Here is a 19,966-nt window from a genome sequence, read left to right as displayed (position 1 = left end):
ACTGTGAATCTCAATCAGAATGAAAAATGAGTTCTTCTTAATATGATTTATTTAGTAGAAAAGTTGCAATTAATATAAACCAATCTTGGATTAGAGCTATGTGGTTATTCAGAATATTAAGCTAACCAATTCTGGTGACTTTTTTACTTCATATACAATAGTTTTCTGGATTTGTCCAGAAATTCAAATTCCTCATGTGGTATTAAATTCTTTGTAAATTCCAACACATCGGCTAACTGTTTATAAGCTTCTTTAATGTTTCTTTTTTCATTATTAATGTCATACCCATCTAGAGCCATAATGCATACATTTAAAACAGCTTCTAGCGTATACCCTAATTCTTCATAATTATATATATAAGCATGCTTTAAGTAATGCCCTTGTTTATATTCATTTCGAGAGGTTGGAGTAAGCAATCTAAAATGTTCTTGAGCAATTTTATTTAACTCTCGAAGCTTCTTTTGGGATTTTTTTTTGCACTGTTTTTCCTAGTATTATTCCTTGGTAAATTAACAATGAAGTTTTTTTAGATGTTCCAAATGTGTTTCTCCTAAGACCTTTGCTTCATCATAAAATCGTTCACATCGATTATAAGCTTTGTCAGTATCCATATCAGAGAATTCATTTTGAGGCTTAAACCTCATGATATGATGTGCATTACAGAGCATATAGTAAATGCGATGTAAACCATAGGTTTCTTTAGGAAAAATGGTTTGCGGTAATTGTGAGAAGTGGCTGCATAAATGCAACAGATAAGACAATGAATAATGATTCGGTTTAAATTCCCAAAACACATAGAGCAGCCCCATGCAAACTTGTTCCAATGCATAATGCATAATCGCCAACCTTGAGGTGGCATCTTCTTCTGGTTCAATGGTGTTTAAAATGGAAAGTAAATATTCTGAGCGAAACATACGAGATTTCCAAATCTCTTCAATATGCTTGTAGACAAATGGATGAAAATTCAAACCATAATTCCTGAATTTTGATAAAGAGCCATCTACTTTATACATACAAGATGTATGGAAAATGGCTTGAGATAGAAAATTGTCTCCAAAATTTAATTTCTTCTTCACCTTTGATAAAGTATATGTAATGACATAAATTTTACAACGTTGTTGCATTTTATTATATATATCATCCATAAAGTCCCCTAGCCTCTTTGAAATGGGCTTATATGTAATGATGAGCAGTGTATAAGTAACCACACCCTCAGAAGTTATACTTTGTGGAGACAAAAAGGTATTTTGCTTTTTCTTCTCTTTATAGATACTAAGCACATAGACTGAATGCAATGGTAGTAATTCCTTTAAAAGAGCTAAAAGCTCCTTCTGTAAAGGAAACTGAGTTGTATTTTCTGTTTTCATAGTAAAAATATATTATTAAATATTCCTTTTTTAAGATCAAATAGTCTGTAATACAGATCAAATGTAATGATAATAAGATCAAATTCAAAACAAAAGTTCTGTTTTTCGGATAACATGATCTGAATAAGTAACTTTATTGTCTAAATTTTTGATAAGTGACTGAATTAGGAATATATTTAACCAAAAGATCAATTAACAGATCTGATGTTGCAAGGAAAACGGGAATTAACAAAACAAGAATGAGTGATCTTTCTAATAATCCTAGAACAAAACTACGAGTTAGAGAGCTGTATTTAATTGCCCTGGCCATTGAAGCAGACCCAAGTGAATTATTCATAGAAATATGTAAAGACTATAAACTTCCTAAATAAAACAATTTGCCTAACTTAAATTATTGAATTTTCCAGCATATATTAAAAAGAGCTCTTTTTTTAAGTTTAAAAGGTTGTTATTTCTATAAAAGATATTAGAAATAAATTAAACATACAATACATTTTTGTAGTGTTTTCAGTTTGGCTTTAGAATTTTATTTATATAGTATTGTAAAGATTTTTATTTACTGTAAGTTTATCTCGTAAAGCTTTCATATCTGCACTCACTTTTTTATCTAATATTTTTGCATAATGTTGAGTGGCTCTTAAAGATTTATGCCCAAGCATTTTGCTTACAGATTCAATGGGAACACCGTTATTTAAAGTTACGGTTGTTGCGAATGTATGTCTGGCTAAATGGAAAGTCAGGTTTTTTTTGATACCACAGATATCCGCTATTTCTTTTAAATAAGTATTCATTTTTTGATTACTTAGTACAGGTAATACTTTGTCAGAATTCAAAATATCGGGATGGTAAGCATATTTGTTTAATATAGACTGAGCAATTGGTAATATAGGAATATTACTTCTACTGTCAGTTTTAGTTCTTTTTGTTTTAACCCAATATTCACCGTCAATTCCAAGAACAATATTGTCTTTAGAAAGTTTTTTAACATCGATGTACGACAGACCTGTAAAACAGCAAAAAATAAAAATATCTTTCACCAGATTAAGTCTTTCAATAGAGGTTTTCTTTTCAATAATTGATTCAATTTCGTGTTCTAGAAGAAACTCTCGATCAACAATTTTAAATTTTGTCTTATAGTGTAAAAAAGGATCTGCGGCTATCCATCCGTTTGTGTAGGCAATTCGTATAACTTTTTTTAAGTTAGAAACGTATTTAAAAGACGTATTGTGACTGCATTTTTCTTTTGTCTTTAAAAAATATTCAAGGTTATTAATAAATTTGATATCAACTTTTTTAAGAGGAATGTCTTCTACTTTATACTCTTTTTGAATAAAATTGGTGATATGATTTTTAGTTGTTTTATATCGAATTAGTGTATTCGGTGCATAATCTATTCCAATTAGTTTTTCAAGTTGGTCGTTATGATCTTGAAATATTTGTAGCAACATTCTATATTCTTCATCTTTACCTAAGTAACGATCACGTAGTTTAACGGCAGTTACCATTTCCCCTTGATCAATAAGCTGTTGTTGGCAAGAAAATATTTTACTCTTTATAGAAGCAATATACCTATTTAGTAGTTGAATTTCTTTAGAACTTCCTTTAGCTAAACCAGTATCACTACTCCAACGACTTGGTTCGATTTTTCGACATATACTAAATTCAGCCCTTAGCTGATCTATTGTAATTCTTACATAAATGGGTGCTTTTCCCAAATTATCTAATTTGCTTTTTTTAAGATATACTAAAAGTTTTAGTGAATGGGTCACCTTTTATACTGTTTTTGTTATTAATTTTGCTTGAAATTACAAAAAAAATCATAAACAGTTTATTTTTTAACACACTGAAAATCAATTTTTTATGTGTTAAATTGTGTTAATTTGGTGCCCCTTTTTTTAAATTTTCAAGTGACACCGAATTGGACACCTTTTATTTGATTTTATATGATATTATTTAGAGGTATTAAAAATGAAAAAACCTGTAAATCAATTGTTTACAGGTTTTTTGTGTTAAGATAATACTTAAAAAGTACTCAAGGTGGGAATCGAACCCACACTTCCGAAGAAACTGGATTTTGAATCCAGCGCGTCTACCAATTCCGCCACTTGAGCGTTTAAAGTGTGCAAAGCTATAAATTATCTCTTATATGACGTAATTTTTCTTTGCCCATTCCTGACTTCCAATACAGCTCTCTTTTTCGTGCCTTTGGCCTGCTTAAACCTACCTCTTCAATCAAGATCAATTTGAAAGGGGCATAAGCTCTGGTTGTTTTCTCCCAACCTCTATTATGCCTCTTGAATCTTTCATTTATATTTTTTGTCATGCCAACATAGATGTAATTTCTATCTATACTGGAGATTGCGTAAATATAAAACATAAGAGCCTTTCTAGCGCGCCTGCCTGTCGGCAGACAGGTCTACCAATTCCGCCACTTGAGCGTTTCGGACAGCAAAAATATATATTTTTTTGGGATTACACATAAAAATACCGGTCAATATAGGATTTAGGTTAAAATAAATGTATAAATTTGCACCTCGTTTAAAATAAGCTGGTGTTTTGCACTAGAAAACAATACGTTAACTATGCCCATTGTAATTACAGAAGCTAAAATTTTTGCATGTACACAAAGTAAAATTCTTGGTGAAAAAATAGCCAAAGCCTTTGGTGCAGAATTGGGTAATGTTATTACCTCAACGTATAGTGACGGTGAGTTTCAACCGTCTTTCGAAGAGTCCATTCGCGGAACCAGAATTTTCATTATAGGGTCTACCAATCCGGGGCCGGAAAATTTAATGGAAATGTTGTTGATGATTGATGCGGCAAAACGAGCCTCAGCAAGACATATTACAGCGGTATTGCCTTATTTTGGATGGGCAAGACAAGACCGAAAAGATAAACCCCGTGTGCCCATAGCTGCCAAATTGGTAGCCAAAATGCTGGAAGCGGCCGGAGCTACACGAATTATCACTATGGATTTACATGCCGATCAAATTCAAGGATTTTTTGAAAAACCGGTAGATCATTTATTTGCTTCTACTATTTTTCTACCCTATTTGAAAGCATTAAATCTGCCTAATCTAACTATTGCATCTCCAGACATGGGCGGGTCAAAAAGAGCTTATGCCTATTCAAAAGCCTTACAAAGTGATGTGGTAATATGTTATAAACAACGTGCTAAAGCTAATGTGATTTCACATATGGAGCTTATTGGTGATGTTACCGGCAAGAATGTAGTATTGGTTGATGATATGGTAGATACGGCAGGGACCTTGACCAAAGCAGCAGATTTAATGATGGAACGCGGTGCATTAAGCGTAAGAGCCATATGTACTCATCCTATTTTATCCGGAAATGCTTATGATAATATAAACAATTCCAAATTAGAAGAATTAATAGTAACCGATTCCATACCGGTAAAACCCTTGAGTGATAAAATTAGGGTATTAGGTTGTGCGGAGTTATTTGCGGAAGTTATGGAAAGGGTTCATAACAATCAATCTATTAGTTCAAAATTTGTGATGTAGCACAATTTCCATTCGCAATGAAAGGAAACAAAAAAGTATATTAATTAAATTATATAAATTAAAATGAAGTCAATTACAATCAACGGATCTCAAAGAGAAAGCGTGGGCAAAAAAGCAACAAAAGCCTTACGTAATGCTGGTCAGGTTCCTTGCGTATTATACGGAGGAGATAAGCCAGTGCATTTCTCAGCACCAGAATTAGCTTTCTCAAAACTTGTATACACGCCTAATGCGCATACAGTTGTAATTAGTTTAGAAAGTGGTGAAACGTTTAACGCAGTATTACAGGATATTCAATTTCACCCAGTAACAGACAGGATTCTACACATAGATTTCTATCAGTTATTTGAAGACAAAGAAATTGCATTAAATATTCCTGTTCACCTTGTAGGTAACTCAAGAGGTGTTAAAAATGGTGGTGTGTTAAGAAGAAATAACAGGAAATTACGTATTAAAGCCCTTCCGGCTAACTTACCTGATTTTATAGAAATAGATATTACACCACTTAAAATTGGAGGTAAGGTTTCTGTAAGTGACCTGCCAAGTGAAGATTATACTTTCTTACATTCTGATAATACAGTAGTATGTCAGGTGAGAACATCAAGAACAGCAGTAGATGAAGATGAGGAGGATGAAGAAGTAGAAGAAGGCGCAGAAGCACCGGCAGCTGAGGGTGCAGAAGCAGCACAAGAATAGGTTTTATTCTTATTTAATATTAAGAGCATCCTGTATTTTTCAGGATGCTTTTTTATTTTTACAAAAACAAGCTTTTATGTGGCAATTTTTAAATAAGCTTTTTGGTAAGAACAACCATATAGAGGTACAAGATTCTATGAAAAATTTTTTAATAGTTGGCTTAGGTAATATTGGAGAAAAGTATGAAAATACCCGGCATAATATCGGGTTTAAGATCCTGGATTATTTTGCCCAACAAGAAGACCTTACATTTGAAACCCAAAAATTAGGAGCTATATGTACCTATAAACTAAAGGGCCGAACCTTTATTTTTTTGAAACCTGGCACCTATATGAATTTAAGTGGGAAAGCCCTGCTGTATTGGCAGACCAAGGAAAAGATCCCATTGGAAAATGTATTGGTCATTACAGATGATTTAAACCTGCCCTTTGGAAGTATTCGCCTGAAAACAAAAGGGAGTGACGGTGGCCATAATGGATTGAAAGACATTCAGGATAAATTAAATACCACAAAATATAACCGTTTAAGATTTGGTATTAGTGATGCTTTTAGTAAAGGCAGGCAGATAGATTATGTACTTGGAGAATGGACTGCTGAAGAGTCTGATAAACTAAAAGAACGATTGGGGAAATCTGTTGAATTAATTAAGTCCTTTGTGCTGGCAGGTGTAAATACGACCATGAATACCTTTAACGGCAAGTAATTAATTTACGATTAGCTTTTTTGTAAAGGTTTTTTGAGAGGTATAAACCTTTAAAATATACATGCCGGAATAAGCATTTTTTAATTCTACCAACTCATCAATCTGGCTGGTATCCAGATAGGACTTCATATAAACTCTACGGTTTCTAATATCATAAACCTCAATACTTATTTCGTTTTTAGAAGGGTTAAATAGTTTAATATTGAACTCGCCACTATTGGGATTAGGGAAAACCGATATTTTAGTTGGATCTCCTGGGGGTATAGACCCTAAAGGAGTTTCTGTAGTTTCGCAAATTTCTACATACCAGGAATTTAAAGTGCCAACATCACCGGGTTCATAGTCTCCCAATTGAATGGTCCAGTTACCGGAGGTGTCTTTATCATGAAATTCAGAAAGTAAATCATTTATTGATTTGGCTGCTGTATTAGATGAGGCATTTAAACAATTGAATGCTATGGCCTCATCATCAAAACTACCAATAATATCTTCTTCATTACTGCAGTCTTTTGGAGATTTTAATAAAACCTGGGTGTTGTCCGGGCTTAAAACAGCTACGGCTAGATCACCAATAAATGTATGTGATATATCTACCCCAATATTAATATCAGTTATGGTAGATGATGTCCCTATGTTTATGGTATGCGATTCTGTAAAATCTTGACCATCATCAGTTATTACAATACCTAAATTAGGATCAGAACTATATTGTGTACAGGTTTTACTAACCATATAATCAATGGCAAAATCATGAGAATTTATAGCAAAAAAATTATTATCAGTGGGTTCAATCAATATACGGCAATAAGGCGCAGGAACTATAGGAACGGTAACCGTATGACTCCCGTTATTTGGTATGTTTGATGCTAAGGTGGTATCATAGTTCAGTCCACCGTCTGTAGACAGCAGAATGTTTACGTTTGATGCCCCTGATAAAGCATTAGTATTGTTTACATTCCAGGTAATGGTTTCCTGTGTGCTGCTTTCCCATACAATATCGGAAGTACTTTGTGAGGTAACTTCAAAGGGTCCATATGTGCTGTTAAATGTAACACGCAAGTCATCATATGCGTTATTAGCACCTCCTGGTCTGTTGTCCCTTACCGTTAGCCTGAAATCTGCGGTTCTGCTAACATTTGGCACTTTTTCCCATTGGAATGTATTAACTCCAAATTTCAGATCTGATAAGTTAGGAAAGTACCTGACGCTATTTTCAGTAGGTATATATGACCTGAATAATACCGAATTAGAATTAGATGAGCTGGGGTTGGGGAAAGTGGTATTGGCATTATCCTCATTAAATTGCTCCCAGCAATAGGTAATATTATCTCCGTCGGCATCGTTAGCGGTTCCAACAAGTTTAAAGGCAGTGCCTATAGGTAAGGTTAAATCATTACCGGCATCAACGCTAGGTGTTGTATTGCCTGTGTCAGTTATTGTGGCACATGATGTACTTTTTATGTAGGTTGTAATTTGTTCAATTGAAATAGCATGAAAATAAGGGTCACTGGATAATTGCACATTAGTAGAACCTGTAATCCCGGCATATCCCATAATGGTGGAGCCGCTACCAGGTTCCATTTGCGTGTCCCTGCCCTCATTACCATCATGAGTCCAGGTATGCGACCCTCCAAATTGATGCCCCATTTCATGAGCAACAAAATCAAGATCAAAGTTGATACCGGACGGACTTGAACTGGTTGAAAAACCAGAGCCTTTATGATTCTTGTCAGGATAAGACCCTCCGTCATTACAGACACATCCAATACAACCGGCATCACCGGTACCATTGCCATTACCATCATTAATACCACCCAATAAGTGACCAATATCATAATTGGCTTCTAAAATTACGGTGTCTAAAGTGTTTGCTAATTGGGTGTTGTAACTACCTAAGTCGGTATAAGGATCTGTATTCGGATCCAAATAAATGATATTGTCATTGGTTGGAATTAACTGCAAAGACAGGTTAAAATCATTTTCAAAAATAGCATTGATATTAGTTAAGGTAGCATTAATAGCAGCATTTACCGAGGATAAAGTTCCGCCATTGGCTTGCGCATATTCACCGGTAACAGAAAGGGCCAGTTTATAAGTACGCTTCATACTGTCATCGGCACTTTTTACCTCATCGGATTTATTGGTGCTGCTAACATATGACTCTAATTTTTTACATAAAAATGCGGTGTCTTTAGAAAGGTCAGACTTGTTTAATACCACAATTTGCTCAAGGTTATCACTGGCAGGCTCAAAGACTACAGTTTCTTCTTTACCTAAAACAATGGCAGATAACCCATTATAGGGTGATAAACTAAAACGTATAGAAGAACTCGGCGAGTCTATACCATAGCCTATATATGACCTGATTTCCGGATATTTGGCTTGTAAATCAGGATGCATAACAGAAGCTTCTATCACATTATAGCGCTCAGATTTGCCTTGTGCATCAGGAAAACGGATAACCACTTCTGAGGATTTTGTATGAGCAGTTTTCTTTGCCTCAGGAGAAAGGGCTTTTGTTAATTCAGCATAATTAAATTCATAGACAACCCCCTTATTAATAGCCTGTTTACTGAGTTTTGATTTTAAAAGGGGTTTATTAGAATTAACTTGAATAAAAAGCTTCTCTTGTGCAAAAACTGAAAATACACATAAAAGCATTGTAGTTGTTAAAACATAATGTAGTTTTGTTTTCATAAACAATTATCTGAGGCTATTTTTTAGAATCAAATATAACAAATCTAAATTTTCTAAATTGTTTAAATAATTAAGCTATTCAATGAGGAAGGTAAAAAATATAGAAACCTATAAATCTGCTGAACCTACCGTTGTAACCATTGGGACTTTTGATGGAGTCCATATAGGGCACCAAAAAATAATAAAGCGCTTAATAAATACGGGTAAGCAGGCAGGGTTAAAATCTGTAATACTTACATTTTTTCCGCACCCCAGAATGGTGCTGCAAAAAGATTCAAATATCAAATTGATTAATACCATCAAAGAAAGGCATGATATTCTGGATCAATTAGGACTGGATTTATTGCTTATAAAAACCTTTACCCATGAGTTTTCCAGGCTCTCGGCAGAAGATTTTGTAAAAGATATTTTGGTTGATAAAATCAATGCCAAAAAGGTAATTATAGGATATGACCATAGGTTTGGCAGAAACAGAAATGCCGATATTAATGATCTAAAAGCTTTTGGACATACTTTTGGTTTTGAGGTAGAAGAAATCTCTGCTCAGGATATTAATGATGTGGCAGTTAGTTCAACAAAAATCAGAAAAGCTTTAGCTGGTGGCGAAATACATAAAGCCAATGCCTATTTGGGGTACAACTTTATGTTATGTGGTTTGGTTGCTAAAGGAAAAGGGTTGGGAAAACAACTTAATTATCCAACAGCAAATATTGACATTGAAGAAGATTATAAAATTATCCCGAAACAAGGGTCTTATATTGTACGCTCAAAGATCAATGGGATTTTGATTTATGGGATGATGAATATAGGAATGAATCCTACAGTAAATGGAAATAAGCAAACCATTGAAGTTCATTTTATAGATTTTGATCAGGATATTTACGGCGAAATCATTCAAATTGAGTTACTACATAGATTACGTGATGAAGAAAAATTTGAATCCGTTGAAGCATTGAAAGCGCAATTAGCTAAAGATAAGCAAACCGCTTTAGATTATATAGCTAAGCAAGATGCTCAATAATTGGTTATTCAGGCATATTGATAATACATCATTAATAGTTTTCAGAATTATTTTTGGTTTATTGTGTTTTTTAGAATCTGTAGGTGCCATTTTCACAGGGTGGGTTAAGCGCACGTTGGTAGATCCTGATTTTACATTTAACTTTATTGGTTTTGAGTGGTTACAACCGCTCCCGGGACATGGCATGTATTACTACTATGCCCTTATGGGGATTTTTGGCCTCCTGATTATGCTTGGTTATAAATACAGGTTAAGCATGATTTGTTTTACCCTAATGTGGTCTGCCACGTACCTGATGCAAAAATCATCATATAATAATCATTATTATTTATTGATGCTTTTAAGTGCTATAATGGTGTTTTTGCCGGCAAATAAATATGCCTCTCTGGATGCTAAGATCAACCCTGAAATAAAAAGGTATTCCATGCCGCAATGGTGTAGATGGGTTATCATTTTGCAACTGTTTATAGTATACAGTTATGCTTCAATAGCAAAGTTGTACCCGGATTGGTTAGATACCACAGTAATAGAATCCCTTATGAAGGGCAAGCAGGATTATTTTCTTATAGGCCAATTGCTTCAACAAAAATGGGTGCACTATATTTTGGCCTATGGAGGTATTATATTTGATGGACTAATAGTGCCTTTATTATTATTTAAGCCTACCAGAAAATATGCCTTTATGGCTTCGGTATTCTTTCACCTTTTCAATTCTATTGTGTTCCAGATAGGCATTTTTCCATATTTATCGTTGGCGTTTACCGTATTCTTTTTTCCATCAGAGGTCATTCAAAACCGCTTTTTAAAAAAGAAACCGCATTATAGCTCCGGGGCAGTTATTGTGCCTGGTCTAAAAACACTATGGTTCATTGTTTTTACAGTTTATTTTTTATTTCAGATCGGGTTGCCTTTACGGCATCATTTTATTGAAGATAATGTCTTGTGGACCGAAGAAGGACATAGGTTATCATGGCGTATGATGCTTAGATCTAAGAGCGGGTATGCTACCTATTGGGTTGAAAATAAAGAGACAGGAAAACGCCATAAAATTGATTTAACCCAATATTTGAGTGCCAAACAAATCAAATCGGCTTCAACCAAACCTGATGTTATCTGGCAATTTGCACAGCGGTTAAAACAAAAATTCAATAGCGATGGCCAGGATGTATCCGTATTTGTAAATTGCCTGGTTAGCGTTAATGGTAAACCAATAAAAAATCTAATAGACCCTGAAGTTGATATTGCCAACGAAACGTGGCAGGTTTTTAAGCATAACACATGGATTTTACCATCAAAACAAGAGTGATTATCTGGTTAATTCATTAAATTTGTCGCTTAAATTTTTCAAGACATGTTGCAAGTTGCTTTTATTAGGGAAAACAGAGCGTTAGTTATAGAACGCCTGGCAAAACGAAACATTGATGCGCATCAAATGATAGATGATGTTATACAGTTTGATGAAGACAGGAGGCGTATTCAAACCGAATTAGATAATACCTTAGCAGAATCTAATACCTTATCAAAAGAGATTGGTAACTTGTATAAGTCCGGTCAGGCTGAACAGGCTAACCTTTTAAAAGAAAAAACAAGTCAATTAAAAGAGCAGTCAAAGGAGCTTTCAGAATTATTAAATAATAAGGCAGAAGCACTAAATAGCTTACTTTATAAAATACCAAATGTACCCAATGCCATAGTGCCTTCAGGGAATACAGATGAAGATAATGAAGAAGTGTTTAGAGCAGGAGATATTCCTGTTTTGCATAAAAAGGCCTTGCCACATTGGGAACTAGCAAAGAAATATGATATCATAGATTTTGAACTGGGAAATAAAATTACCGGAGCCGGATTTCCTGTGTATAAAGGTAAGGGTGCTAGGTTACAGCGTGCTTTAATAGCGTATTTTTTAGATAAAAATACTGAGGCCGGATATACAGAATATCAATTGCCTCACTTGGTCAATGAAGCTTCAGGATTTGGTACCGGGCAATTACCGGATAAGGAAGGGCAAATGTATCATGTCACTGAAGATAACCTGTATTTGATACCTACAGCCGAAGTGCCGGGAACCAATATTTTTAGAGATGTTGTTTTAAGTGAAGAGGAGTTGCCTATAGGTATAACCGGTTATACCCCATGTTTCAGACGTGAAGCCGGAAGCTACGGGGCACACGTAAGAGGTTTAAATCGCTTGCACCAGTTTGATAAAGTTGAAATTTTAAGAGTAGAACACCCCACCAAATCTTATGAGGCTTTAGATGGTATGGTAGCTCATGTAAAGACTATTTTGGAAGCATTAAAATTACCATACAGGATTTTAAGACTTTGTGGAGGAGATCTGGGCTTTACATCTGCATTGACCTATGATTTTGAAGTGTTTTCAACTGCCCAGGACAGGTGGTTAGAGATCTCTTCAGTTTCTAATTTTGAAACCTTTCAAGCAAATCGATTAAAGCTGAGGTTTAAGAATAGTGAAGGTAAGAATGAGTTGGCACATACACTTAACGGGAGTGCATTGGCGTTACCAAGAGTGCTTGCAGGGATACTTGAAAATTATCAAACAGAAGACGGTATAGTTGTGCCGGAAGTACTTCAGTCGTATACCGGATTTAAGATAATAGATTAAATTTTTAGAGAGATTAATCTCACAATAAAACGTTTTTAAATCGTATTTTATCGATAAAATGCATTTTTCACTTGCTGTTTAACGATTTTTCTTTGCTTTTTTTGCGATTTCAAGTTTTATTTTTCAAGTTAGCTGAACCAAATCTATTTAACCTGCTGACCATGAAGAATGTAAAACGACTCGTACTATTAATTGCTCTGATTATTTTTGCCAGTAAAGTGTTATCCTCAGATTTTCAACTTATAAAGTCTGAAGATAATTCAACTACAATTGTGAGTAAATAGGGATTTTTATTCAAAACAAATCTCTTGATGCAATCTTAAAGATTTTTTTGAAATAGTCACTCATGTTATTGCATGAAGCTAAAGTTTGTCCCCAATCGAGTATTTAATTAACAGTAGTTAATGGAAGAATTATTTTTGGTTGGTAAGTGCCCGAATACATTCGGGCACTTTTTTTTAACTGATCTTTCAGGTAGTGATTACAGAATCCCGGTATTATAAAGATCACATAACTTTATAATAATATTTGTAATATCAACAAGCTACATTTGTTATATTTACCGTATGCGATTCATTATAGTATTATTTATAGGTATAAGTACTTCGGTATTCTCTCAAGGCGATATACTGGCCAAAGAATATTTTAAAAATGGGGAGTATGAAAAAGCGCTTTTAGAGTATAAAAAGCTTTATGCAAGATCCCCCTCCAATATCACCTATATTAATCAGATTATTAGCGCACATCAGCAGGTAGAGCAATATGATGCGGTTGAAACGTTTATACTGGAGTTGCTGAAGCGGGTAAATTATCCTGCTTTTTTGGTAGAATTAGGATATAATTTTGAGCTAAAAAACGATACGGAAAATGCACAGAGCTATTATCAAAAAGCACTATCAAGTATAGACAATAAGGTGAATAATGTGTTTACCGTAGCAAAAAGTTTTCAGGACCATTCTCTTTTGGAAGAAGCATCTTCAGCTTATGAAAAAGCTATGGTTATAAATCCTGATTATAATTTTGATTTGCAATTGGCACAGATTTATGGCGAACAAGGTGATATTGAAAAGATGTTTGCCAGTTATGTTAGTTTTTCAGAGTCTAATCCGGCAATCCTCAGTAATGTAAAGCGTGCAATAAATGATTTTATTACGGAAGACGGGTATAATGAAAACAATGTATTACTCAGAAAAATTCTACTCAAAAAACTTCAGGAAGAACCTAATATACTATGGAATGAATTATTGAGTTGGTTATTTATCCAACAAAAAGATTTTAAAAAAGCTTTCCTTCAGGAAAAAGCCATTTATAATAGGGAACAACAAAGTCTGGACAGAATTATGGAGCTGGGTTCAATCTCAGTAAATGAAAAAGAACCCGATGTTGCCAAAGCAATATTTGGTTACGTTATAGAAATAGCCCAGAACGAGGATACAAAACTGCGTGCACATTATAATTTACTTCAATTAGAGATCAAAGAAAATTCAAAAGAAAATTATAGCGCTATAAAAAATAAGTATTTGGAGTTGTTCAAAACCTTTGGTAGCCAGGCCAGAACATTGAATTTGCAAATCTCATATGCTCATTTTTTAGCGTTTTACTTAAACGAAACCGATCCGGCCATTACGTTTTTGGAAGACCTTTTAAAACAACCTATTAACCGTTTGGAAAAAGCCCGGGTAAAATTAAAATTAGGCGATATTTTGGTTTTAAAAGAGCAGTTCAATAAAGCTTTGATTTATTACACGCAAATCCAGCGTAACTTAAAAAACAGTACAATTTCTCAAGAAGCCCGATTTAAGGTAGCTAAAGCCAGTTATTATAAAGGAGATTTTAAATGGGCAGAATCACAACTCAAAATATTAAAGGCTTCAACATCGCAGCTTACGGCTAATGATGCCTTAGAACTAAAGCTATTGATTACCGATAATAAATATGAAGATTCACTTCAAACTGCTTTAAAGCGCTATGCAAAAGCAGATTTACTGGCGTTTCAAAATAGAAATGACGAAGCCATTACTGTACTGCATAACATTTTAGAAAAGCATAAAACCAAGCCTATTATAGCACAAACCTTATATAAACAGGCACAACTGTTTGAATTGAAGGCTCAATTTGAAAAAGCCCGTACAAATTATGAGGCTATTATAGAAAACTATAGAGACGGTATACTTGTTGACGATGCTTATTTTAATTTAGCCAAGATCTATGAAAATGCATTAAATCAACCTGAAAAAGCAAAAACATTATACGAGCAAATTGTATTTCATCATGCCGATAGCATTTATTTTGTAGAGGCCAGAAAACGATTTAGAGCGTTGCGTGGTGATGCTATAAACTAGCGTTATGGTTGTAGCAGAAACAAAACGCTTAATACTATCTGAATTTGCCCTTAATGATGCCCCTTTCTTTTTAGAGTTGGTTAATTCTCCCAATTGGATAAAATATATTGGAGACAGACATACAAAAACTATAAAGGATGCTGAAAACAGAATAAAAGAAGGGCACCTTAAAAGCTATAAAACCTATGGTTTTGGATTTTATAAACTTCAGTTAAAAGAAGCGTATAATAACCCCATAGGAACCTGTGGGCTCATAAAACGTGATGAGTTGGAGGACGTAGACCTCGGTTTTGCCCTATTGCCGGCATATGAAGGCCAGGGGTTTGGTTATGAATCATCCCTTGAAATTTTAAAACTCGCTAAAGAAAAGTTTAATTTGAAGAGAATAACTGCCATTACAAATCCTGAGAACAAGAATTCAATAAGACTTATTGAAAAGTTGGGGCTTACCTATGAAAAAAAGGTAAAACCTTTTGAAGATGATCAGGAACTGCTGTTATTTGCAAAAAAATTATAAGGATGTATATATACAATGTTACGGTAAATATAGACGAGTCCATACATGATGAATGGCTTGTATGGATAAAAGCACATATACCCCAGGTATTGGGTACGGGCAAATTTGAAAAAGCAACACTGACCAGAGTTTTGGTTGAAGAAGATATGGGTGGGGTAACCTATTCCATCCAGTATAGAACCTATTCCAGGGAGGCGTTGGATGCGTATTACAGAGAAGATGCAGAACGGTTAAGAGGGGAGGGTATGAAAAAGTTTGCAGATAAGATGTTGGCTTTTAGAACAGAACTTCAGATTATTGATGAATATACCGTTAACTTTAAGTAGCCGGTACTCTGTTAGAACAGATATCCATTTATAATAGCCTACCTTTGTAGGTTGAAAAAGCAGTCATGGCTTTTCTAATAACTTAATCTATTGACCAATGACCGTAAGAGCAAAAAAACATTTAGGACAGCACTTTTTAAATGATGAATCTATAGCACAACAAATAGCAGACTCACTGACATTAAAGGGGTATAAGACTGTTTTAGAAATAGGTCCGGGAATGGGTGTATTGACAAAGTACCTGCTTAAAAAAAACATGACCACCTACGTTATTGAAATCGATACGGAATCGGTTGAATATTTGCGGTCAAATTACCTGAATCTGGCACCCAGAATTATAGAAAAGGATTTTTTAAAGTATGATTTAAACCAGACTTTTAAACAAGAGCCGTTTGCCATTATAGGTAATTATCCATATAATATTTCAAGCCAAATAGTATTTAAAACTTTAGAAATGCGCAATCAAATCCCTGAACTTTCGGGGATGTTTCAAAAGGAAGTAGCACAACGTATCTGTTCAAAAGAAGGCAGTAAAGTGTACGGGATACTTTCGGTTTTAACACAGGCGTTTTATGACGCAGAATACTTATTTACAGTACCTCCAAATGTATTTAATCCACCTCCAAAAGTAGATTCAGGTGTTTTAAGATTGATAAGAAAGGAAAATTTTGTACTGCCCTGTGATGAAAAATTATTCTTTAGAACGGTAAAAACAGCTTTCCAGCAACGTAGAAAAACAATTCGTAACAGTTTAAAAACATTCAATTTATCAGATAATTTAAAAGCAAATAGTATATTTGGCAAACGTCCTGAGCAATTGAGTGTTCAAGAGTTTATACAACTAACACAATTGATTGAGGCCGATTCTTAAAATCTTTTAATACATTCTATTTGACAGAAGAAAAAGAAAACATACAATTTCAGCTCACAGAAGAACTTTTAGAGCAAGTGCAATTACTAGTTGAAGATCAAAACGACAAGGAATTGCATCGTCTTTTAAATGAGTTCCACTATGCCGATATAGCAGAAATCCTGGATGAGTTAAATCTGGAGGAAGCTATGTATGTTATCAAGCTTTTGGATTCTGAAACCACTTCAGATGTCCTTATGGAGTTGGATGAAGATAATAGAGAAAAGGTTTTAAGAAACCTGTCAGCTAAGGAAATTGCCGAAGAGGTTGAGGAATTAGATACAGATGATGCCGCCGATATTATTGCTGAATTGCCTGAGAGACGTCGGCAGGAGGTAATATCAAAAATTGAAGATGAAGAACATAAAGCTGAAATTAAAGAGCTTTTGGCCTATGATGAAGATAGTGGCGGTGGACTTATGGCTAAAGAGCTTGTTAAAGTATATGATACCTGGACGGTTGCCGGGTGTTTAAGACGAATTAGAGGGCAAGCCAAAGAAGTTACCAGGGTACATTCAGTATACGTTGTAGATAAACAGGAAAAATTGGTTGGGCGCTTATCTCTAAAAGATCTTATTGTAGCTAAGAACGAACAGAAAATATCAGATATATATATATCAAATGTAGATTCTGTTAATGTCCATGACCATGCAGAAGATATTGCTAAGGTTATGCAAAAGTATGACCTGGAAGCCATACCCGTAGTAGATGATGATCATATTTTATTAGGACGAATCACTATTGATGATATTGTAGATGTCATGAAAGAAGAGGCCGAAAAAGATTATCAATTAGCGGCAGGTATTACCAGTGATGTAGAGGCAGATGATAGCATATGGGAGCTTACAAAGGCACGCTTACCCTGGCTTTTAATAGGGATGTTTGGGGGTATTGGAGCAGCTAGTATAATAAACGGATTTAGTGATGCTATGCTGAAGTTCCCGGCACTGCTTATGTTTATTCCGTTAATTCAGGCAACAGCAGGAAATGTTGGGGTACAATCATCAGCTATTGTAGTTCAGGGGCTAGCCAATAATACCATTGATGGAAAAATTTTAAGTCGATTGCTAAAGGAGTTTTTATTAGGACTGGTCAATGGGCTAGCCATAGCAGGTATTGTGTTAGTGATTAGCCATTTTGTATTTCATACAACGTATTTAGAATCCCTAACCATTTGTGTGGCTTTAATTACTGTGATTATCATGGCCGCAATTATTGGAACATTTATCCCCATTTTCTTAGATAAAAGAGGTGTAGATGCAGCGGTAGCTACAGGGCCTTTTATAACAACAAGTAACGACGTTTTTGGAATTTTTATTTATTTCTTAGTGGCAAAACTTATCTTGGGATTTTAATTCTAAACCTTAATTTTTATAAGCCTTTAAGACTTTTTATCTTTGCCAGATGAAAATCCTTCACTTAGACACGAATCACCATTTATTAATTAATCAGTTAAATGATCTGGGGTATACCAATCATGAGGACTACGTATCTTCAAAAACTGAAGTAGAAGCTAAAATTCATGAGTATGACGGCATTGTATTAAGGAGTCGTTTTACAATAGACAGCGCCTTTTTAAATGCAGCAACCAACTTAAAATTTATAGGTCGTGTTGGTGCTGGATTAGAAAATATAGATTGTGAATATGCTGAAAGTAAAGGCATCTATTTAATATCTGCACCCGAAGGTAACAGAAATGCCGTAGGAGAACACACTCTAGGCATGTTACTGTCATTATTCAATAAATTAAATAAAGCCAATACAGAAGTTAGTTTAGGGAAATGGCTAAGAGAAGACAACCGGGGGATAGAGCTGGATGGTAAAACGGTAGGTCTTATTGGTTATGGTAATATGGGAAAAGCATTTGCAAAAAAGCTGAGGGGCTTTGATGTTGAGGTCGTATGTTATGATATAAAAGATCATGTTGGTGATGCCAATGCCAGGCAGGTATCGCTTGTAGAATTTCAGCAAAAAGCAGATGTGGTTAGTTTACACACCCCACAAACGCCCTTAACACTAAACATGATAAATACGGCATTTATCAATCAGTTTTCAAAACCTTTTTGGTTGATCAATACAGCCCGGGGAAAGAGTGTGGTTACACAAGATTTAGTTTTGGCATTGAAATCCGGTAAGATATTAGGCGCAGGCTTAGATGTTTTAGAATATGAAAAAGCATCATTTGAAACCTTATTCTCATCAAAATTGCCAGATGCATTTCAATATTTAATTCATGCTGACAATGTGTTGTTATCACCACATATTGCCGGTTGGACTGTTGAAAGCAAAGAAAAACTGGCCCAAACCATTGTAGATAAAATAAAAGCTAAATTTTGTTAACTTTATATACATTCAAAACGTATATACATGCAATCAAAAGCAACATCACCACAACAGTATCTGGATGAACTACCAGAGGACAGAAAAGAACCCCTAAAGAAATTAAGACAACAGATTTTAGACAACCTTCCCAAAGGTATTGAAGAAGCTATGAATTACGGTATGCTGGGCTATGTTATTCCACATTCCGTATACCCGGAGGGCTATCATTGTGATCCAAAATCACCCTTACCCTTTATGAATCTGGCCTCCCAGAAAAACTTTATAGCGGTATACAGTATGGTGATTTATGCAAAGCCAGGTGTTATGGAATGGTTTACTTCAGAATACGCCAAACGCTGCAAGTATAAACTTGATATGGGAAAAAGTTGTATACGCTTTAAAAAAATTGAAGACATCCCCTATGAGCTTATAGGAGAATTAACATCAAAAGTAGACGTTGATGAATGGATTGAGATTTATGAAACCGCTATAAAAAACAGAAAGAAATAATGAAACGAGTTACAGGAATTGGCGGACTTTTTTTTAAGTCAAAAGACCCAAAAGCATCAAAAGAATGGTATAAAAAGCACTTGGGGTTTAATACAGACGATTACGGCTGTACATTTTGGTGGAAGGATCAGGAAGGTAACGATTGCTCAACACAATGGGGGCCTTTTCCCGAAGATACTAAATATTACGAGCCTTCAAAAAAGGACTTTATGTTTAATTATCGCGTTGAAAATTTAGAAGAATTACTCAAGGCTTTAAAAGAAGAGGGGGTTACTATAGTGGGGAAAATAGAGGAGTATGATTACGGGAAATTTGGCTGGATTTTAGATAATGATGGAAATAAAATTGAACTTTGGGAACCTATTGATAATGCATTTAAGTAAATTTAAGCGCTAAATTCTAACGCCA

Annotated in this window: 20 protein-coding genes and 1 tRNA gene; 15 read left to right on the top strand and 6 right to left on the bottom strand. The window is 34.7% G+C overall.

Annotated features, from left to right (window positions below):
- Positions 1-143: 143 nt before the first annotated feature.
- Positions 144-416 carry a hypothetical protein gene (locus VOI54_RS02945; protein ID WP_326281236.1) on the bottom strand — a complete coding sequence of 91 codons (273 nt, stop codon included), beginning with the start codon at positions 414-416 and terminating at the stop codon, positions 144-146.
- Positions 417-509: 93 nt separating this feature from the next.
- On the bottom strand, positions 510-1,367 hold the full coding sequence (locus VOI54_RS02940) for a hypothetical protein (protein WP_326281235.1): 858 nt from the start codon (positions 1,365-1,367) through the stop codon (positions 510-512).
- 155 nt (positions 1,368-1,522) lie between these two features.
- On the opposite strand from VOI54_RS02940, the gene VOI54_RS02935 reads away from it, so the two are divergent.
- Positions 1,523-1,738, top strand: coding sequence for a helix-turn-helix domain-containing protein (locus VOI54_RS02935; RefSeq protein ID WP_326281234.1), 216 nt, complete (start codon positions 1,523-1,525; stop codon positions 1,736-1,738).
- A 159-nt stretch (positions 1,739-1,897) separates the two neighbouring features.
- On the opposite strand, the gene VOI54_RS02930 is transcribed toward VOI54_RS02935, so the two are convergent.
- From VOI54_RS02930 to VOI54_RS02920, 3 genes are all read right to left on the bottom strand, one after another.
- Positions 1,898-3,136 (bottom strand): site-specific integrase, encoded by a 1,239-nt coding sequence (locus VOI54_RS02930; protein WP_326281233.1) that lies wholly within the window; start codon positions 3,134-3,136, stop codon positions 1,898-1,900.
- Between the two features lie 260 nt (positions 3,137-3,396).
- Positions 3,397-3,478, bottom strand: a tRNA-Leu gene (locus tag VOI54_RS02925).
- Positions 3,479-3,495: 17 nt separating this feature from the next.
- Complete coding sequence (locus VOI54_RS02920; protein ID WP_326281232.1) at positions 3,496-3,744, bottom strand: GIY-YIG nuclease family protein; 249 nt, start codon at positions 3,742-3,744, stop codon at positions 3,496-3,498.
- A 205-nt stretch (positions 3,745-3,949) separates the two neighbouring features.
- On the opposite strand from VOI54_RS02920, the gene VOI54_RS02915 reads away from it, so the two are divergent.
- From VOI54_RS02915 to pth, 3 genes are all read left to right on the top strand, one after another.
- Positions 3,950-4,891, top strand: a complete 942-nt coding sequence (locus tag VOI54_RS02915; protein ID WP_326281231.1) for a ribose-phosphate pyrophosphokinase — start codon at positions 3,950-3,952, stop codon at positions 4,889-4,891.
- A gap of 63 nt (positions 4,892-4,954) precedes the next feature.
- A complete protein-coding gene (locus tag VOI54_RS02910) occupies positions 4,955-5,587 on the top strand; it encodes a 50S ribosomal protein L25/general stress protein Ctc (RefSeq protein WP_326281230.1) in 633 nt (210 codons plus the stop codon).
- 76 nt (positions 5,588-5,663) lie between these two features.
- The gene (pth, locus tag VOI54_RS02905) at positions 5,664-6,290 is read left to right on the top strand and encodes an aminoacyl-tRNA hydrolase (protein ID WP_326281229.1); all 627 of its coding nucleotides are present in this window, start codon (positions 5,664-5,666) and stop codon (positions 6,288-6,290) included.
- Here pth and VOI54_RS02900 read toward each other — a convergent pair whose 3' ends face one another.
- Entirely contained in the window at positions 6,291-8,987 is a 2,697-nt protein-coding gene (locus tag VOI54_RS02900; RefSeq protein WP_326281228.1) for a zinc-dependent metalloprotease, read from the bottom strand. It lies immediately after the preceding gene.
- Between the two features lie 82 nt (positions 8,988-9,069).
- On the opposite strand from VOI54_RS02900, the gene VOI54_RS02895 reads away from it, so the two are divergent.
- The 11 genes from VOI54_RS02895 (at position 9,070) to VOI54_RS02845 (ending at position 19,941) form a co-directional block, all read left to right on the top strand.
- Complete coding sequence (locus VOI54_RS02895) at positions 9,070-10,008, top strand: bifunctional riboflavin kinase/FAD synthetase (RefSeq protein ID WP_326281227.1); 939 nt, start codon at positions 9,070-9,072, stop codon at positions 10,006-10,008.
- A complete protein-coding gene (locus VOI54_RS02890) occupies positions 9,998-11,314 on the top strand; it encodes an HTTM domain-containing protein (RefSeq protein ID WP_326281226.1) in 1,317 nt (438 codons plus the stop codon). Before VOI54_RS02895 ends, VOI54_RS02890 begins: the two co-directional genes overlap by 11 nt.
- 45 nt (positions 11,315-11,359) lie before the next feature.
- Complete coding sequence (gene serS, locus VOI54_RS02885) at positions 11,360-12,631, top strand: serine--tRNA ligase (RefSeq protein WP_326281225.1); 1,272 nt, start codon at positions 11,360-11,362, stop codon at positions 12,629-12,631.
- 566 nt (positions 12,632-13,197) lie between these two features.
- Positions 13,198-14,973, top strand: coding sequence for a tetratricopeptide repeat protein (locus tag VOI54_RS02880; protein ID WP_326281224.1), 1,776 nt, complete (start codon positions 13,198-13,200; stop codon positions 14,971-14,973).
- A 4-nt stretch (positions 14,974-14,977) separates the two neighbouring features.
- Positions 14,978-15,490, top strand: a complete 513-nt coding sequence (locus VOI54_RS02875; RefSeq protein ID WP_326281223.1) for a GNAT family N-acetyltransferase — start codon at positions 14,978-14,980, stop codon at positions 15,488-15,490.
- Between the two features lie 2 nt (positions 15,491-15,492).
- Positions 15,493-15,816 carry a DUF4286 family protein gene (locus tag VOI54_RS02870; RefSeq protein WP_326281222.1) on the top strand — a complete coding sequence of 108 codons (324 nt, stop codon included), beginning with the start codon at positions 15,493-15,495 and terminating at the stop codon, positions 15,814-15,816.
- Between the two features lie 97 nt (positions 15,817-15,913).
- Positions 15,914-16,687, top strand: a complete 774-nt coding sequence (gene rsmA / locus VOI54_RS02865; RefSeq protein ID WP_326281221.1) for a 16S rRNA (adenine(1518)-N(6)/adenine(1519)-N(6))-dimethyltransferase RsmA — start codon at positions 15,914-15,916, stop codon at positions 16,685-16,687.
- Between the two features lie 20 nt (positions 16,688-16,707).
- On the top strand, positions 16,708-18,081 hold the full coding sequence (gene mgtE / locus VOI54_RS02860; protein WP_326281220.1) for a magnesium transporter: 1,374 nt from the start codon (positions 16,708-16,710) through the stop codon (positions 18,079-18,081).
- Positions 18,082-18,130: 49 nt separating this feature from the next.
- Positions 18,131-19,066: a 2-hydroxyacid dehydrogenase gene (locus tag VOI54_RS02855; RefSeq protein WP_326281219.1), complete on the top strand. Its 936-nt coding sequence runs from the start codon at positions 18,131-18,133 to the stop codon at positions 19,064-19,066.
- A 27-nt stretch (positions 19,067-19,093) separates the two neighbouring features.
- Positions 19,094-19,558 carry a DUF1801 domain-containing protein gene (locus VOI54_RS02850; protein WP_326281218.1) on the top strand — a complete coding sequence of 155 codons (465 nt, stop codon included), beginning with the start codon at positions 19,094-19,096 and terminating at the stop codon, positions 19,556-19,558.
- The gene (locus VOI54_RS02845) at positions 19,555-19,941 is read left to right on the top strand and encodes a VOC family protein (RefSeq protein ID WP_326283127.1); all 387 of its coding nucleotides are present in this window, start codon (positions 19,555-19,557) and stop codon (positions 19,939-19,941) included. The genes VOI54_RS02850 and VOI54_RS02845 overlap by 4 nt, the downstream gene beginning before the upstream one ends.
- Positions 19,942-19,966: the final 25 nt, after the last annotated feature.

It is taken from the genome of Alterotamlana spongicola, from assembly GCF_035818475.1.
Classification (GTDB): Bacteria; Bacteroidota; Bacteroidia; order Flavobacteriales; family Flavobacteriaceae; genus Cognatitamlana.
This window is presented reverse-complemented; position numbering and strand designations above follow the sequence as displayed.

Coding starts and splice junctions, on each gene's coding strand:
- VOI54_RS02940 (WP_326281235.1), bottom strand. CDS start 1,367: ATGAAAACAGAAAATACAACTCAGTTTCCTTTACAGAAGGAGCTTTTA.
- VOI54_RS02920 (WP_326281232.1), bottom strand. CDS start 3,744: ATGTTTTATATTTACGCAATCTCCAGTATAGATAGAAATTACATCTAT.
- VOI54_RS02915 (WP_326281231.1), top strand. CDS start 3,950: ATGCCCATTGTAATTACAGAAGCTAAAATTTTTGCATGTACACAAAGT.
- VOI54_RS02910 (WP_326281230.1), top strand. CDS start 4,955: ATGAAGTCAATTACAATCAACGGATCTCAAAGAGAAAGCGTGGGCAAA.
- pth (WP_326281229.1), top strand. CDS start 5,664: ATGTGGCAATTTTTAAATAAGCTTTTTGGTAAGAACAACCATATAGAG.
- VOI54_RS02900 (WP_326281228.1), bottom strand. CDS start 8,987: ATGAAAACAAAACTACATTATGTTTTAACAACTACAATGCTTTTATGT.
- VOI54_RS02895 (WP_326281227.1), top strand. CDS start 9,070: ATGAGGAAGGTAAAAAATATAGAAACCTATAAATCTGCTGAACCTACC.
- VOI54_RS02890 (WP_326281226.1), top strand. CDS start 9,998: ATGCTCAATAATTGGTTATTCAGGCATATTGATAATACATCATTAATA.
- serS (WP_326281225.1), top strand. CDS start 11,360: ATGTTGCAAGTTGCTTTTATTAGGGAAAACAGAGCGTTAGTTATAGAA.
- VOI54_RS02880 (WP_326281224.1), top strand. CDS start 13,198: ATGCGATTCATTATAGTATTATTTATAGGTATAAGTACTTCGGTATTC.
- VOI54_RS02875 (WP_326281223.1), top strand. CDS start 14,978: ATGGTTGTAGCAGAAACAAAACGCTTAATACTATCTGAATTTGCCCTT.
- VOI54_RS02870 (WP_326281222.1), top strand. CDS start 15,493: ATGTATATATACAATGTTACGGTAAATATAGACGAGTCCATACATGAT.
- rsmA (WP_326281221.1), top strand. CDS start 15,914: ATGACCGTAAGAGCAAAAAAACATTTAGGACAGCACTTTTTAAATGAT.
- VOI54_RS02855 (WP_326281219.1), top strand. CDS start 18,131: ATGAAAATCCTTCACTTAGACACGAATCACCATTTATTAATTAATCAG.
- VOI54_RS02850 (WP_326281218.1), top strand. CDS start 19,094: ATGCAATCAAAAGCAACATCACCACAACAGTATCTGGATGAACTACCA.